Annotated in this window: 11 protein-coding genes; 7 read left to right on the top strand and 4 right to left on the bottom strand. The window is 62.2% G+C overall.

Annotated features, from left to right (window positions below; all coding sequences use genetic code 11):
• Positions 1-22 precede the first annotated feature (22 nt).
• The gene (locus N2600_RS01170) at positions 23-706 is read right to left on the bottom strand and encodes a DNA-3-methyladenine glycosylase I (RefSeq protein ID WP_260297736.1); all 684 of its coding nucleotides are present in this window, start codon (positions 704-706) and stop codon (positions 23-25) included.
• Positions 707-983: 277 nt separating this feature from the next.
• Between N2600_RS01170 and N2600_RS01175 the strand changes: the two genes are divergently transcribed.
• From N2600_RS01175 to N2600_RS01190, 4 genes are all read left to right on the top strand, one after another.
• Positions 984-2780, top strand: a complete 1797-nt coding sequence (locus N2600_RS01175) for an acyl-CoA dehydrogenase C-terminal domain-containing protein (RefSeq protein WP_170256352.1) — start codon at positions 984-986, stop codon at positions 2778-2780.
• Positions 2781-2880: 100 nt separating this feature from the next.
• Positions 2881-4089 carry an acetyl-CoA C-acetyltransferase gene (locus tag N2600_RS01180; protein WP_170256351.1) on the top strand — a complete coding sequence of 403 codons (1209 nt, stop codon included), beginning with the start codon at positions 2881-2883 and terminating at the stop codon, positions 4087-4089.
• Positions 4090-4221: 132 nt separating this feature from the next.
• Complete coding sequence (locus tag N2600_RS01185) at positions 4222-6432, top strand: 3-hydroxyacyl-CoA dehydrogenase NAD-binding domain-containing protein (protein ID WP_260297737.1); 2211 nt, start codon at positions 4222-4224, stop codon at positions 6430-6432.
• A gap of 295 nt (positions 6433-6727) precedes the next feature.
• Entirely contained in the window at positions 6728-6937 is a 210-nt protein-coding gene (locus tag N2600_RS01190; RefSeq protein ID WP_003545273.1) for a cold-shock protein, read from the top strand.
• 413 nt (positions 6938-7350) lie between these two features.
• Here N2600_RS01190 and N2600_RS01195 read toward each other — a convergent pair whose 3' ends face one another.
• Positions 7351-7851 carry a MarR family winged helix-turn-helix transcriptional regulator gene (locus N2600_RS01195; protein ID WP_260297738.1) on the bottom strand — a complete coding sequence of 167 codons (501 nt, stop codon included), beginning with the start codon at positions 7849-7851 and terminating at the stop codon, positions 7351-7353.
• 58 nt (positions 7852-7909) lie between these two features.
• Here N2600_RS01195 and N2600_RS01200 point away from each other — a divergent pair, with 58 nt between their 5' ends.
• Positions 7910-8314, top strand: a complete 405-nt coding sequence (locus tag N2600_RS01200) for a GFA family protein (RefSeq protein WP_260297739.1) — start codon at positions 7910-7912, stop codon at positions 8312-8314.
• A 93-nt stretch (positions 8315-8407) separates the two neighbouring features.
• Positions 8408-8851, top strand: coding sequence for a YybH family protein (locus tag N2600_RS01205; protein WP_260297740.1), 444 nt, complete (start codon positions 8408-8410; stop codon positions 8849-8851).
• Between the two features lie 6 nt (positions 8852-8857).
• Here N2600_RS01205 and N2600_RS01210 read toward each other — a convergent pair whose 3' ends face one another.
• Positions 8858-10060: an MFS transporter gene (locus tag N2600_RS01210; protein ID WP_260297741.1), complete on the bottom strand. Its 1203-nt coding sequence runs from the start codon at positions 10058-10060 to the stop codon at positions 8858-8860.
• A gap of 137 nt (positions 10061-10197) precedes the next feature.
• On the opposite strand from N2600_RS01210, the gene N2600_RS01215 reads away from it, so the two are divergent.
• Entirely contained in the window at positions 10198-10755 is a 558-nt protein-coding gene (locus tag N2600_RS01215) for a TetR/AcrR family transcriptional regulator (protein WP_260297742.1), read from the top strand.
• Positions 10756-10764: 9 nt separating this feature from the next.
• Here the strand turns inward: N2600_RS01215 and N2600_RS01220 are convergent, their stop codons facing one another.
• Positions 10765-14310 (bottom strand): PAS domain-containing hybrid sensor histidine kinase/response regulator, encoded by a 3546-nt coding sequence (locus N2600_RS01220; protein WP_260297743.1) that lies wholly within the window; start codon positions 14308-14310, stop codon positions 10765-10767.
• Between the last annotated feature and the right edge of the window lie 21 nt (positions 14311-14331).

Consider the following 14331-nt stretch of genomic DNA (forward strand, 5'->3'; position numbering starts at 1 on the left):
GCGCCACCACGCGACCGGAATTTCAGTGCGCTGAATCGATCGAATAGGCGCTGATGCGCGAGAGATGGATGAAGGAAAGGCCCGTTTCCTCCGCCCAGTCATTGAAGGCCTTCTGGATCAGCTGCTGGTCCTTCTTCGTCGTGCCGGAGGAGGAGAGCGGCACGCCGGCCGATCGGAGGCAGGCGAGCACGTCGATCGTTGCGATGAAGCTGTCGCGGCCGATGCCGCGCAGGAAATATTGTCCGGTCATGCCGCCGAGCCGGTTGCCGCGTTTGCTCAGCAGGTCGAGAAGGCCGATCTGGTTATCCCCAGGCCAGTCGGCAAAGAAGACGCCGGCGCTGCCATATTCCTTTGCCAATTCCCTGATGAAGGCGGCATTGGCCCGAACCGACATGATCTTGGCGCCGTTGCGGATGATCCGCTCATCCGAGGTGAGGGCGTGCCAATAGTCGTCGGGCGCGATATTCAGCATCGCCGGATCGAAACCGGAAAACGCTGCCTCGAAACCTGGCCATTTGCTGTCTATCACCTTCTGGACGAAACCGCTGTAGAAGATGCGCCTGGTCATGTCCGCCAGGATGCGATCGTCTGGCATGGCGCGCAGCCGCTCGTGATCCGGTCGGTGATTCTCCAGCAAGGCCTGCAACGCGGCCGCTCCGCCCTTTCGTTCCTCCGCACGCAGTCTTATCGCTTCGAAACTGATCATGCGGCCCTCCTCAAACATTGCCCGATTGCGGCTTGAACGACGCTTCCGTTTATACGCCGTTCTGCGATGGACAAGGAAGATGAGATGGCGTCTCTTGCCTGCCATGCGTGACGCGTCACGCGCCGTACTTTCATCGCCCGACGGATTCGCGCGTTCGAATTTTTCATGAAAAGACGGCCAAGGTACAAAATTTGACGTTTACGCAAACGTCAACATTTTGTAAGACAGTGCCCGAGGCTGGAGCAATCCGGTCAGTCGAATGGGAGGAATTTGAGAGATGCCAGTCTATAAGGCCCCGGTGAACGATACGCTCTTCGTCCTCAACGACGTGCTGGGCCTCGAACGCTACAACAATCTGCCGGGCTTTGCCGACGCGACCCCCGATATGATCGAAGCGATCCTCGGCGAGGCCGGAAGGGTTGCCGAGGAAGCTCTCTTTCCGCTGAATTATTCCGGCGATCAGGAAGGTTGCACGCGCCACGACGATGCCAGCGTCTCGACGCCGAAGGGTTTCAAGGAAGCCTATAAAGCCTATCGCGAAGGCGGCTGGATCGGCCTTGCGGTGCCGGAGGAATTCGGCGGCCAGGGGCTTCCCTATACGCTGCATACCGCCGTCGGCGAATATACCTCGGCCGCCAACATGTCGCTGATGATGTATCCGGGCCTGACGCAGGGCGCGATCGCCGCACTCCTCGTCCATGGCTCCGACGAGCAGAAGGCCACCTATCTGCCGAAGATGGTGGACGGCACGTGGTCCGGCACCATGAACCTCACCGAGCCGCATTGCGGCACCGATCTCGGCATGCTGCGCACCAAGGCGGTGCCGCAGGCTGACGGCAGCTACAAAATATCAGGCCAGAAGATCTTCATCTCCGCCGGCGAGCACGACCTGACCGACAACATCATCCATCTGGTGCTGGCCCGCATTGAGGGTGCGCCCGAGGGCACCAAGGGCATCTCGCTCTTCATCGTTCCGAAATTTCTCGTCGGCAAGGACGGTGCGCCGGGCGCCCGCAACGCTGTCTCCTGCGGTGCCATCGAGCACAAGATGGGTATCCACGCCAACGCCACCTGCGTGATGAATTACGACGAGGCGACCGGCTTCCTGATCGGCGCCGAAAACCGCGGCCTCAACGCCATGTTCGTGATGATGAACGAAGCCCGTTTGATGGTCGGCCTGCAGGGCATCGCCATTTCCGAGATCGCCTATCAGAACGCCGCCAGCTACGCGCGCGACCGCATCCAGGGCCGCTCGCTGTCCGGCCCCAAGGCACCGGACAAGAAGGCCGATCCGATCATCGTCCATCCGGATATTCGCCGCACGCTGATGACCATCCGCGCCTTCAACGAGGCCGGCCGCGCCTTCCTGCTCTGGACCGCGCTCAAGTCCGATATCGCCCACCGCGCCAGCGACGAGAAGGAGCGCCAGACGGCCGACGATATTCTCGGCCTCGTCACCCCGATCCTCAAGGGTGTGATGACCGACAAGGGCTTCGACCATGCCGTCATGGCCCAGCAGGTCTTCGGCGGCCACGGCTATATCGAAGAGCACGGCATGAGCCAGTATGTGCGCGATGCCCGCATCGCCATGATCTATGAAGGCGCCAACGGCATTCAGGCGCTCGATCTCGTCGGCCGCAAGCTGGCGCTGAACGGCGGCCGCGCCGCCATAGCCCTCTTCAAGGAGATCGGCGATTTCTGCGAGGAGAACCGCGAAAACGAAAAGCTCTCCTTCTTCACAAAGCATCTGAAGAAGGGCTTGAACGACGTCCAGGGCGCGACCATGTGGTTCATGCAGAACGCCATGGCCAAGCCCGACAATGCCGGGGCCGGCTCGACCGATTATATGCACCTCTTCGGCCTCGTCATTCTCGGCTATATGTGGGCGAAGATGGCCAAAGCCGCCGAGGATGGGCTTGCATCCGGCGATGCCGCCCGCGAGGATTACCTGAAGAACAAGCTGGTCACCGCCCGCTTCTTCATGGAACGCCTGATGCCGGAAACCGCACTTCGCAAGGCCCGCATCGAAGCCGGCGCCGACACGATGATGGAACTGGCCGCCGAAGCGTTTTGAGCCGGTTCTCCCTCCCCCTTGTGGGGAGGGCTGGGGAGGGGTCTTATCTCCTCCTTCCAAGATTTGAGGCAAGATAGATTGCCGTCAGGGAGATGAGACGATGACCGAGGTTTTCATTTACGACCACGTGCGTACGCCGCGCGGCCGCGGCAAGAAGGACGGCGCCCTGCATGAGGTGCCCTCCGTCCGCCTCGCGGCAAAGACCCTGGAGGCGATCCGCGATCGCAACGCGCTGGACACGAGCACGGTCGACGACATCATCATGGGCTGCGTCGATCCGGTCATGGACGCCGGCGCCGTCATCCCCAAGGCCGCCGCCTTCGAAGCCGGTTACTCCACGAAGGCGCCCGGCATGCAGATCTCCCGCTTCTGCGCCTCCGGCCTCGATGCCGTCAATTTCGGAGCCGGCAAGATCGCCCAAGGCGCCGACGACATCGTCATTGCGGGCGGCGTCGAAAGCATGTCGCGCGTCGGCCTCGGCATGTCCGGCGGCGCCTGGTTCATGGATCCGTCGGTAAATTTCCCGGCTTATTTCATGCCGCAGGGTGTCTCGGCCGATCTGATCGCCACAAAATACGGCTTCAGCAGAACCGATGTCGACGCTTATGCGGTCGAGAGCCAGCAGCGTGCCGCCCATGCCTGGGAACGTGGCTGGTTCGACAAGTCGGTCATTCCGGTCAAGGATCAGAACGGCCTGACGATCCTTGATAAGGACGAGCATATGCGTCCCGGCACCGACATGCAGGCGCTCGCCTCCCTCAATCCGTCCTTCCAGATGCCCGGCGAGATGGGCGGCTTCGAGGCCGTCGGCATCCAGGCCCATCCTGAGATCGAGCGCATCAACTATGTCCACCATGCCGGCAACTCCTCCGGCATCGTCGATGGCGCCAGTGCCGTCCTGCTCGGCTCCAAGGCCGGCGGTCAGAGCATGGGCAAAAAGCCGCGCGCTCGCATCAAGGCCTTCGCCAATATCGGCTCCGATCCGGCCCTGATGCTGACCGGACCCGTAGATGTAACCGAGAAGCTGTTGAAACGATCGGGCATGAACCTTGCCGACATCGACCTCTTCGAACTCAACGAGGCCTTTGCTGCCGTGGTGCTGCGCTACATGCAGGCATTCGACATCGACCACGACAGGATCAACGTCAATGGCGGCGCTATCGCCATGGGCCATCCGCTCGGCGCCACCGGCGCGATGATCCTCGGCACGGTGCTGGACGAACTTGAACGCCGCGATCTCAACACCGCGCTGGTGACGCTCTGCATCGGCGCCGGCATGGGCACCGCAACGGTTATCGAGAGGGTCTGACGGGACCGAAACCCTCCCACTTGTGGGGAGGGTCGAGCAAAGCGAGGGGAGGGGTCTTCTCGCCAAGGAAACCCCCTCCCCACAAGGGGGAGGGCTTCACCGCCAGAGAATTCAGGGAGAGGAATTCCCAAGATGAGCACTTACACGAATTTCACGCTCGAAACCGATGCCGACGGCATCGCTCTCGTCACCTGGGACATGCCCGGGAAATCGATGAACGTCTTCACCGCCGAGGTGATGGCCGAACTCGACGCCATCATCGACGCCACGACCGCCGATGCCGCCATCAAGGGTGTCGTCGTCACCTCGGGCAAATCCTCCTTCTCCGGCGGCGCCGATCTGTCGATGATCAAGTCGATGTTCAGCTCCTATCAGGAGGAGAAGGAAAAGAGCCCGCAAACGGCCGTGCAGACCCTTTTCGGTCTGGTCGGTCGTATGAGCGGCCTGTTCCGCAAGCTCGAAACCTCGGGCAAGCCCTGGGTTTCCGCCATCAACGGCACCTGCATGGGCGGCGCTTTCGAATTGTCGCTCGCCTGCCACGGCCGCGTCGCCTCCAATGCCAAGAGCGTCAAGATCGCGCTGCCCGAAGTGAAGGTCGGTATCTTCCCCGGCGCCGGCGGCACGCAGCGTGTGCCGCGGCTGGCGAACGCCCAGGATGCGCTGCAGATGATGACCACCGGTCAGTCGCTGACCGGCTCCCGCGCCAAGGCGATGAACCTCGTGCATCAGGTGGTCGAGCCGGATCAGCTGATCCCTGCTGCCAAGCAGATGATCAAGGATGGCCTGAAGCCGATCGCTCCATGGGACGAGAAGGGCTTTAAGGCGCCGGGCGGCGGCATCTGGACGCCGGCTTCCGCCCAGCTCTGGCCGGCAGCTCCGGCGATCCTGCGCCGGGAAACATCCGGCAATTATCCTGCAGCGCTTGCCATCCTGAAATGCGTCTACGAAGGCCTGCAGGTGCCGTTCGACACCGGCCTGAAGATCGAGCAGCGTTACTTCACCGAGGTGCTGCAGACCCGCGAAGCCTTCTCGATGATCCGTTCGCTGTTCATCTCCATGCAGGAGCTCGGCAAGGGCGCCCGCCGCCCGGTAGGTCACGCGAAGACCGAGCTGAAACATGTCGGCGTCGTCGGCGCCGGCTTCATGGGCGCCTCGATCGCTTATGTCACCGCCGCCGCCGGCATTCCGGTGACGCTGATCGACCGCGATATCGAAGCGGCGACCAAGGGCAAGAGCGTCTCGGAAGGCCTGGTCAAGGATTCTATCGGTAAGGGACGCCTTACCCAGGACGAGGCGGCTGCACTGCTCTCCCGCATCACGCCCTCGGCAGACTATGCCGACCTCGCCAATGCCGATCTCGTCATCGAGGCAGTGTTTGAGGATCGCGAGGTGAAGAAAGCGGTCATCGAGGCGGTCGAAGCGGTGTTGCCGGAAGGCGCGATCTTCGCATCCAATACCTCGACCTTGCCGATATCAGGTCTCGCCAAGAATTCGAAACGCCCGGCCGATTTCATCGGCATCCACTTCTTCTCGCCTGTCGAGAAGATGATGCTGACCGAGGTCATCCTCGGAAGCGACACCGGCGACAGGGCGCTGGCCATCGCTCTTGATTATGTCGCAGCCATCAAGAAGACGCCGATCGTCGTCAACGACACCCGCGGCTTCTTCGTCAATCGTTGCGTGCTGCGCTACATGTCGGAAAGCTACGACATGCTGATCGAGGGTGTGCCGCCTGCCATGATCGAGAATGCAGCCAAGATGGCCGGCATGCCGGTCGGTCCCTTGGCGCTCAACGACGAGGTCGCCATCGACCTCTCGCTGAAGATCCTCAAGGCGACGGTTGCCGATCTCGGCGAAAAGGCCATCGACCCCAGGCATATGGAACTCATCTCCCGCATGGTGGAAAAGGAAGGCCGCTTCGGCCGCAAGAATTCCAAGGGCTTCTACGACTATCCGCCGAAACCGGCGAAGAAGTCCCTCTGGCCCGACCTCAAGACCTTCTACCCGCAGGCGGATGAGGTCGACGTCAACGTCCTGAAGCAACGCTTCCTCGTCACCATCGCACTCGAAGCCGCCCGCACGGTCGAGGAAGGCATCGTCACCGATCCGCGCGAAGCGGATGTCGGTTCGATCCTGGGCTTCGGCTTCGCACCCTATACCGGCGGAGCGCTGAGCTATATCGATGGGATGGGCGCAAAGGCTTTCGTGGAATTGGCGGAAAAGTTAGCTGCTGCTTACGGAAGTCACTTCAAGCCGACGCCGCTGCTGAAGGACATGGCCGCCAAGGGCGAGACGTTCTACGGCCGGTTCGACCCCTATGCGAAGGTGGGGAAGGCGGCTTAGGTCTCTGTATCGTGCCGCAACGCCCCCCTCTGCCCTGCCGGGCCCGGGGGGCGGCCACGGCACGACATTCAAGAATTATTCGACTTCACCTCGCCAGCTGAATTCGCCTTTCCCTCGCTGCGGCCTTGTCACCGACACAATTTCCGATTACATGTGCGCGCATCGATCTTGCTAGATGAACTTTGAAACGGCCTCGCGTCGTTCCTGGCGAACTTCCTCCAAAATCGGTTTTCATCGCCGCTTGGCATTTATCCGAGCTGCAATCTTTAATGAACGATTCGAAAAGGATATCGTCATGAGCACAGGTACCGTAAAGTGGTTCAACGCAACCAAGGGCTTCGGCTTCATTCAGCCGGATGACGGCGCAGCCGACGTTTTCGTCCACATCTCCGCCGTTGAACGCGCTGGCATGCGCGATCTCAAGGATGGCCAGAAGCTGTCTTACGAGCTCGTCCGCGACAACAAGTCCGGCAAGATGTCGGCAGACCGCCTCCAGGCGGCATGAGCCTTCAAGGCTCTAAATATCATCTCCGGATCGTGACCCCGGATGTACTGGCACGGTTCGTTGAGATAGCAGGGAAGGTCGGGTTCACCCGGCCTTTTTTTGTATCCGGTTGGCTGATGTTGTGCCCGATTGGCGGAGTTGTTAGCATCGCCTTGGAATATAGGTCGTGCCGTGTAAGCCCCCTCTGCCCTGCCGGGCATCTCCCCCACAGGTGGGGAGATCACAAGTGGCTTGAACTTCGTATCCATCTATCGTTTCGTCGTGCTGGACACGATTGTTTGGGGAAGCCGGTGCGCCCAGCCAATCTCCCCACCTGTGGGATGCCCGGCAGGGCAGAGGGGGCTCACACGGCATGACCTTAGAGAATCTTTCGCATCGCCAAGCCGAGTGCGTCGCTAACGACAACAAGTCGGTCAACCGCCTGCCGTCCCGTCACCCTCCAGCATCTCCATGACCCGCGCCATCACCGCTCGCGCCGCATCGAGCTCGGCTGACGTAAACGCCGTGCCGAACTCGTCGGCCCATCCGGCTTGCGCGATCTCGATGATGCCGAGCCGCGCCGCCCCTTCTGCGGTCAGCCGCACCAGCTTGGCGCGCTGGTGCTGCGGGTTGTCGGCATAGGCGATCAGCCCTTCGCTCTCCAGCACGTCGGCGAGCCGCTGCACGCCCTGGCGGGCGAGGCCGAGGGCGCGGGCGATCTGCGCTACCGACATGTCGCCGCGTCGTGCCGCGGCCAGCACCTGCCAGCGCGCGCTCGTCTGTCCTGCCGGCTTTGCCAGCCGGTCGCCGGCGGCCGTCAGATGGCCGGCGAGGCGAAGGGCGGTGATCGCGAAAGCGGAAAAAGCGTCCCCCTCCATCGTTCGCTCCGGTCGTTTTTGTTTGACAACATGTTGTCGATTCTGTATCTCATCCATAATGACAACATATTGTCATATGCGGAAACTGAAGGCAACGCCGAAGGAGGAGAGCGCCGTGAAGAAAACCTACAAGGGAAGCTGCCATTGCGGCAATGTGCACTACGAGGTGGACATGGACCTCGAGGAGGGCACCGGCCGCTGCAATTGTTCGATCTGCGCCAAGCGCCGCTACTGGGGCGCCAACGTCAAGCCGGAGGATTTCCGGCTGATGTGCGACCAGGCGGAAACGTCCGACTACCAGTTCAACACGAGGAGCGGTCATCACCGCTTCTGCCGCACCTGCGGTGTGCCGGCCTATGGCGACGGTTATGTCGAAGCGATCGGCGGCGCCTATGTCTCGATCAACATCGCCTGCCTCGATGATATCAGCCCCGAGGAACTGGCAGCACTGCCTATCCGTTATGCCGACGGCAGGCACGATGCCTGGTGGAACGAACCGGCAGTGACGAGTTATCTCTGACGCAGATCCCAAAGTGCGCAGCGGTTCTATCGCTGATGTCGGAACGTCGTCCTCCCCTTCGTCCTCTGTCCATAATGGAGAAGGAGAACGATCGTGAAAGACGAAGCGAACGCCAGGATCGAAGAAGAGGCGATCATCGCCATGCTGATGATGCGCGCCAAGGCGCTGGGCGAAAAAAACGCCAAGGACGCGCTTTCCTATGAGACCGAGGATGAGGTCGAGTTTTCGCTGGCGCCGCCGCTCGTCTACTACGGCAAGGACGAGGCGGGCCTGCAGGCCTGGTTCGATACCTGGGAAGGCCCGATCGGCGGCGATGTACGCGATGCCAGGCTGACGGTTGGCGAAGATGTTGCTTTCTGGAGCGGCCTCATGCGCATGACAGGGACCAAAACCGACGGCACTGCCGTCGATCTCTGGTTCCGCCAGACCCTCGGCCTCGTCAAGCAGGATGGCCGCTGGCTGGTTGCCCATCAGCACGCCTCGGTGCCGTTCGCCATGGATGGCAGCGGCCGGGCGCAGCTCGACCTTAAGCCGTGAAGACTGTCAGGCAGCACTCCCCGCAATCTTCCGCCGGTCGGCGCGAATGCTCATCAGTCCGACGCCCATCAAAAGCAGGATCGCCGTCGCATAGATGTCCGTCGTCAGTGCGTAACCGGCCGATTTCGCCAGGAGCCCGGCCAGGATCGCCGGCAGGCTGAAGGCGAGGTAGCTCTGGACGTAGAAGGCCGACAGCAGCCCGGCCCGCTCGTCCGGTTTGGCGAGCGGCATGATGGTGCCGATCGAACCGAGGAAATTGGTGCCGAAACCGGCGCCGGTGAAAATCGTGCCGATCAGCAGCAGCGGCACATTGGCGAGATGCACGCCGGCAACGACCGTCAGGATACCGAGCGTCTTGGCCGACACGCCGAAACCGAGATTGGCCGAGGCCGTCTTGCTGCGCCTGAGATAGACGGCGATCGCTCCGCTCACCATCAGTGCGGTGACGACGGCCCCGCCCGTCAGCGGCGCGCGGCTACCGGTCGTGCTGGCGACCAGGGACGGGACCAGCGAGAGATAGAAGCCGGCAAGCGTCCAGTTGGCAATGTTGATCGGTGTCACCAGCGAGAGCGGTCGCTTCACCTGCTGGGGAATGGTGACCCGCGGTATCAGCGAGCCGAGCGCGCCCGGCCGCGTGCCGCCGGTCTCGTGCGTCAGCCAGATGACCGCTGCCTGCAGCGTGAAGGCAACAAGCAACAGCGCATAGATCAGATGCATCGGGAAGGGGCCGTATTGGATCAAGGCACTGGTGCCGACCGCACCCACCGCCATGCCGGAAAGCGGTGCGATCGAGTTGACGATCTGTCCCTTTGCCCGGTCGACATCGACGAGCGCCGCCCCGAGCGAGGCACCAGCAATTCCCGTTGCCAGCCCCTGCACGATCCGTGCTGCGATCAGCCAGCCGGGACCGCTTGCGACGACGAAGAGCGCCATGGCGGCGATTTCGAGCACAAGGGCGAAGAAGATCACCGGCTTGCGGCCGAGATGGTCGGAGATCGAACCGGCGGTCAGCAACGCCGCCAGCAGCGCGAAGGCGTAGACCGCGAAAATCACCGTGATCAGCACCGGCGAGACGGAGAAGTTTTCCTGATAGATCCGGTAGAGCGGCGTCGGCGCCGCGGAGGCGCCGAAGAAGGTGGCAAGCGTCAGCGCATGAAAGCCGATCGAAGGGCGCGGCGAATTCTCGGTGGATTTGGCTGCGACGAACATATATAAGCTCCTTAAAGCTAAGTCGTTGCGTTAGCCTATGTAGAGCAGCCATCTCGTAAAAGCAAATTCTTTGCATTAATAGGTCTGTCAAAGATTTTGAACCATCGGCGTCAAGGAGAGAAAGTCGGGTTGCCCGCATGACAGTGAAAGAGAATCTCCGTCCGGGCGGCAGAAGCGCCCGGGTTCAGGCATCGGTGCACAAGGCGGTTCGTGAGCTGATGACCGAGATGAGCCGCGCCGAGGTGACGATCCCCCTGATCGCCGGCAAGGCGGGGGTGACGCCATCGACCATCTATCGCCGCTGGGGCGACCTGCAGGAGCTTTTCGCCGATGTCGCCGTCGATCGGCTGCGCCCGGACATGCAGCCGGTCGATGCCGGCAATGGCAAGGCCGATCTCGAAGCCTGGGCCGAGCAATATGCCGAGGAAATGTCCTCCGGCCCGGGCCGCGAGATGATCCGCGACGTGCTGGCGGCGCAGGCGGGCGCAAATGCCTGCAAATGCGCTGAATTTACCCGCCAGCAGATCGGCGTCATCGCCGAGAGGGCAAAGGCCCGCGGCGAGGTCTTTCCGGATGTCGATCGCGTCATGGACCAGGTCGTGGCGCCGATCATGTACCGCATCCTGTTCGCTGACGTGCCGGATGCAGCGCGCGTGCGCGATCTGGTCGCCCGTGTCATGGGCGGGACGGACTGAGCGGATCTCTTACTCCGCTGCTGCGCGCTTGAGGCCGGAAATCTGAGTGATATAGGCGCGCAGTGCCGCCGGCCGCACCGGTTTGTGCTGAACGGCAATGCCGTATCGCTCGGCCTCGCTGCGCACCTCCGGCGTGCGGTCGGCCGTGATCAGCAAAGCGGGAATATCGGCGCCGAATTGCCGGCGCAGATGCAGGATAGCGGCGATGCCGGTGCCGTCGCCGAGGTGATAATCGGCGATGACGATATCTGGCGGTCCGTCCCGACCGTCGCTTGATATCACGTCGGCGAGACAATCCAGCGCCGTCACCTCGCAGCCCCAGCCGCTGATCAACAGCCGCATGCCCTCGAGGATCTTCGGCTCGTTGTCGATGCAGAGGATTTTCAGCCCGCTCAGCGATTGCCCCGGACGGTCGGCGGGCGTGACTGCCGCTAGCGTCTCGGCTGGGCGCGAGACGTCGAGCGGCATGGCGATTCGGAATTCCGTGCCTCTGCCATGCGTCGAGTGCAGCTCGACCGGATGGTTGAGCACGCGGGCGATGCGGTCGACGATCGAAAGGCCGAGCCCGAGGCCGGAGGCGGTTTTCGCGCCCTCGTCCAGCCGCGCGAATTCCTTGAACACGGTGCGGAATTTCGATGGCGGAATGCCGATGCCTGAATCGATCACCTGGATGATCACCTGGTTGCCGCGCCGCCGCGCGCCGACCAGCACCTTGCCGCTGATCGTGTATTTGATAGCGTTGGAGACGAGGTTCTGCACCAGCCGGCGCAGCAGGTTGGGGTCGGAGCGGACCCTGAGCGACGTCGGCATTACCACCAGCTTCAGCTGCTTTTCGCGGGCGATCGGCGCGAAATCGGTCTCGATACGCTTCAGCAGGTCGGAGAGCGCGACGGAGGCAAGCCGCGGTCGCATGGCGCCGGTATCGAGCCTGGAGATATCGAGCACCGCGCCGAGAATGGTCTCGACCGATTCCAGCGCGGAATCGATGTTGCGCACGATCAGGCTGTTGTCGGATTGCGCCATGCGCTCGACCAGCGCCGAGGAATAGAGCCTGGCTGCATTGAGCGGCTGCAGGATATCGTGGCCGGCGGCGGCAAAAAAGCGTGTCTTGCCGATATTCGCCTCGTCGGCAGCGGCGCGTGCCTCGCCGAGTTCGTGGTTGACGCGGGTAAGCTCGGCCGTACGTTCGGCAACGCGCTGCTCCAGAGTCTCATTCGCCTGTTTCAGTGCCTGGTCGGCACTCACGCGCTGGGTGATGTCGGTGAAGGTGGCGACGATGCCCTTGTCGGGCATGGCATTGGAACGCACCTCGATGATCCGCTCGCCGCCGCCGAGCACCAGCGAAAAGGGTTTGTCGAGCGTCAGGAAATGTCGCACCGTCTGGCTGAGATCGCCGGGCGCGATGTCGCCGCGCTGGCTGAGCGTAGTGACGATATCGGACAGGGGAAAACCGACCTGGCCGGCACTTTCCGGCAGATCCAGCAATTGCCGGAAGCGCCGGTTCCAGATCGTCAGCCGGTTGGAACTGTCGAAGACCGCAATGCCCTGGTCCATCTGCGAAAGTGCCGTCTGCAGCATGTCCTGATTATATTGCAGTGCCTCGCTCGCCTGGTCGAGCAGCCAGGCGGTGTCGGAAGAGGCATCCTCGATCTTCTGCAGGATCAACGACAGCACCAGCCGGGCTGAGGACGAGCCGATGGCGCTGCCGAGCAGCTGTTCGCTGAAATGGATGAGCGCCATGTCTGCCGGTTGCTCGTCCTCCAGCTTGCGGCCGGAGCTCTGTTCGTAGGTCGTCAATGAGCGCTGCATGCGCTCTTCGCCGAGATAGCGCGAGATCGCCGCCTTGAGATCGCCGACGCTGATGCGGGTCTTCCAGCCGCGCGTGGCAAATTGCGAGCGCGAATGCCGCTTGACGAAGATGCCGGCCTGGATGCGCTCCAGCGGCCTGGCGTTGCGGGTGAGCGAGCCGACAATAAAGAAGGCGGTGTTGACGAGCAGGCTCATCGCTGTCGCATTGACCAGCGGATCGGCGTCGGCTGCGGTGAACAATGTCGTGCCGGGGAAGATGAAGCCGAGCACGGCGCTCGCCACATAGGAATAATCGGGGCCGCCCAGCGAGGGCAGGAACAGCAGGTAGATCCAGATGACGAAACCCGAGGTCAGCCCGAGGATCGCGCCGCGCGCGTTCGCCCGCCGCCAGACCAGCCCTCCGAACAGGGCTGGGGCGATTTGCGCGATCGCGGCAAAGGAAAGAAGGCCGATCGAGGCAAGGCCGGCAGTACTGTCGGTCGAACGGTAATAGGCGTAGCCGAACAGCAACACAGCGAAAATGGCGCTGCGGCGGATGTTGAGCAGTGTCTTGGCGAAATTGTCGCGCTGGCTGGCGCGGCCGGCGAGTTTGCGCCTGAGGAAGATCGGCATGATAATGTCGTTCGACACCATGATCGACAGCGCGACGGAATCGACGATGACCATCGCCGTTGCCGCGGAGAAACCGCCGATGAAGATGATCAGTGAAATCAGAGGCATCTGGCCGGCAAGCGGCAGCGACAGCATGTAGAAATCGGCATTGCCGCTGCCGCCGAAGGTCAGCAGCCCGCCGATCGCCACCGGCAGCACAAAGAGATTGATTGATATGAGATAGGTAGGAAACAGGAAGCCCGCGAGTTTCAGCTGTTTCGGAGTTCGGTTTTCGACAACCGTCACGTGGAATTGCCGCGGCAGCAGGATGATCGCAAAGGCCGACAATAGGATCAGGGTGATCCAGCGGCTGATCGGCGTATGGTAGCTGAGCGCCGACATGACCAGCTCATTGTCGACCGTCTTGCGCCAGAGGTCGGTCGGGCCATCGAAGAGAAACCAGATGACGCAGACGCCGCCCGTCAGGAAGGCGACGAGCTTGACGACCGATTCCATCGAAACGGCGAGGATGAGGCCGTCCTGATGCTCCGTCGCATCGGTATGCCGCGTGCCGAACATGATGGCGAAGCAGGCAAGCACCAGCGTTGCGACGAGCGGCAGGTCGAGGAAATAGAGATTGCCGCTGCCGATGCCGTAATCGGAAGGATTGACCATGGCGCTGACGGTGCTGGAGATCGCCTTGAGCTGCAGCGCAATATAAGGAATGGCGCCGATCAGCGAGATCAATGCGACGATCGTTGCGACCGTCGAGTTCTTGCCGTAGCGGGCGGCGACGAAGTCGGCAACCGATGTGAGCTTCTCCGCCTTGGCAAGCTCGATGATACGGCGAAGCAGCGGCATGCCGAGCGTGAAGACCAGGATCGGGCCGATATAGATGCCGGCAAATTCCAGGCCCCGCTGCGCCGCAAGCCCGACGCTGCCGAAATAAGTCCAGGAAGTGCAGTAGATCGCAAGGCTCAGCGCATAGACCACCGGCCATCCGCCTTCCAGCCTGCCCGGGCCGCGTTGCCGCGTGCCCGGGCCGCGGTCGAGCATGCCCTGGCCGCGGTTCTTGCGGTCGCCATAGCTTGCCACGGCGAAAAGCAGGAGCAGATAGCCGAAGGCAGACGCGAATATGACCCAGCCTGGAAGCATTGACCCTCCGCCGGCGGAAAA

Source organism: Rhizobium sp. WSM1274, from assembly GCF_025200775.1.
Lineage (GTDB): Bacteria > Pseudomonadota > Alphaproteobacteria > Rhizobiales > Rhizobiaceae > Rhizobium > Rhizobium leguminosarum_I.

Excerpts from the sequence above, each read along its gene's own strand:
- N2600_RS01215 (WP_260297742.1), top strand. The coding sequence starts at position 10,198 with ATGACAGTGAAAGAGAATCTCCGTCCGGGCGGCAGAAGCGCCCGGGTT.
- N2600_RS01170 (WP_260297736.1), bottom strand. The coding sequence starts at position 706 with ATGATCAGTTTCGAAGCGATAAGACTGCGTGCGGAGGAACGAAAGGGC.
- N2600_RS01190 (WP_003545273.1), top strand. The coding sequence starts at position 6,728 with ATGAGCACAGGTACCGTAAAGTGGTTCAACGCAACCAAGGGCTTCGGC.
- N2600_RS01220 (WP_260297743.1), bottom strand. The coding sequence starts at position 14,310 with ATGCTTCCAGGCTGGGTCATATTCGCGTCTGCCTTCGGCTATCTGCTC.
- N2600_RS01180 (WP_170256351.1), top strand. The coding sequence starts at position 2,881 with ATGACCGAGGTTTTCATTTACGACCACGTGCGTACGCCGCGCGGCCGC.
- N2600_RS01210 (WP_260297741.1), bottom strand. The coding sequence starts at position 10,060 with ATGTTCGTCGCAGCCAAATCCACCGAGAATTCGCCGCGCCCTTCGATC.
- N2600_RS01195 (WP_260297738.1), bottom strand. The coding sequence starts at position 7,851 with ATGGATGAGATACAGAATCGACAACATGTTGTCAAACAAAAACGACCG.
- N2600_RS01185 (WP_260297737.1), top strand. The coding sequence starts at position 4,222 with ATGAGCACTTACACGAATTTCACGCTCGAAACCGATGCCGACGGCATC.
- N2600_RS01175 (WP_170256352.1), top strand. The coding sequence starts at position 984 with ATGCCAGTCTATAAGGCCCCGGTGAACGATACGCTCTTCGTCCTCAAC.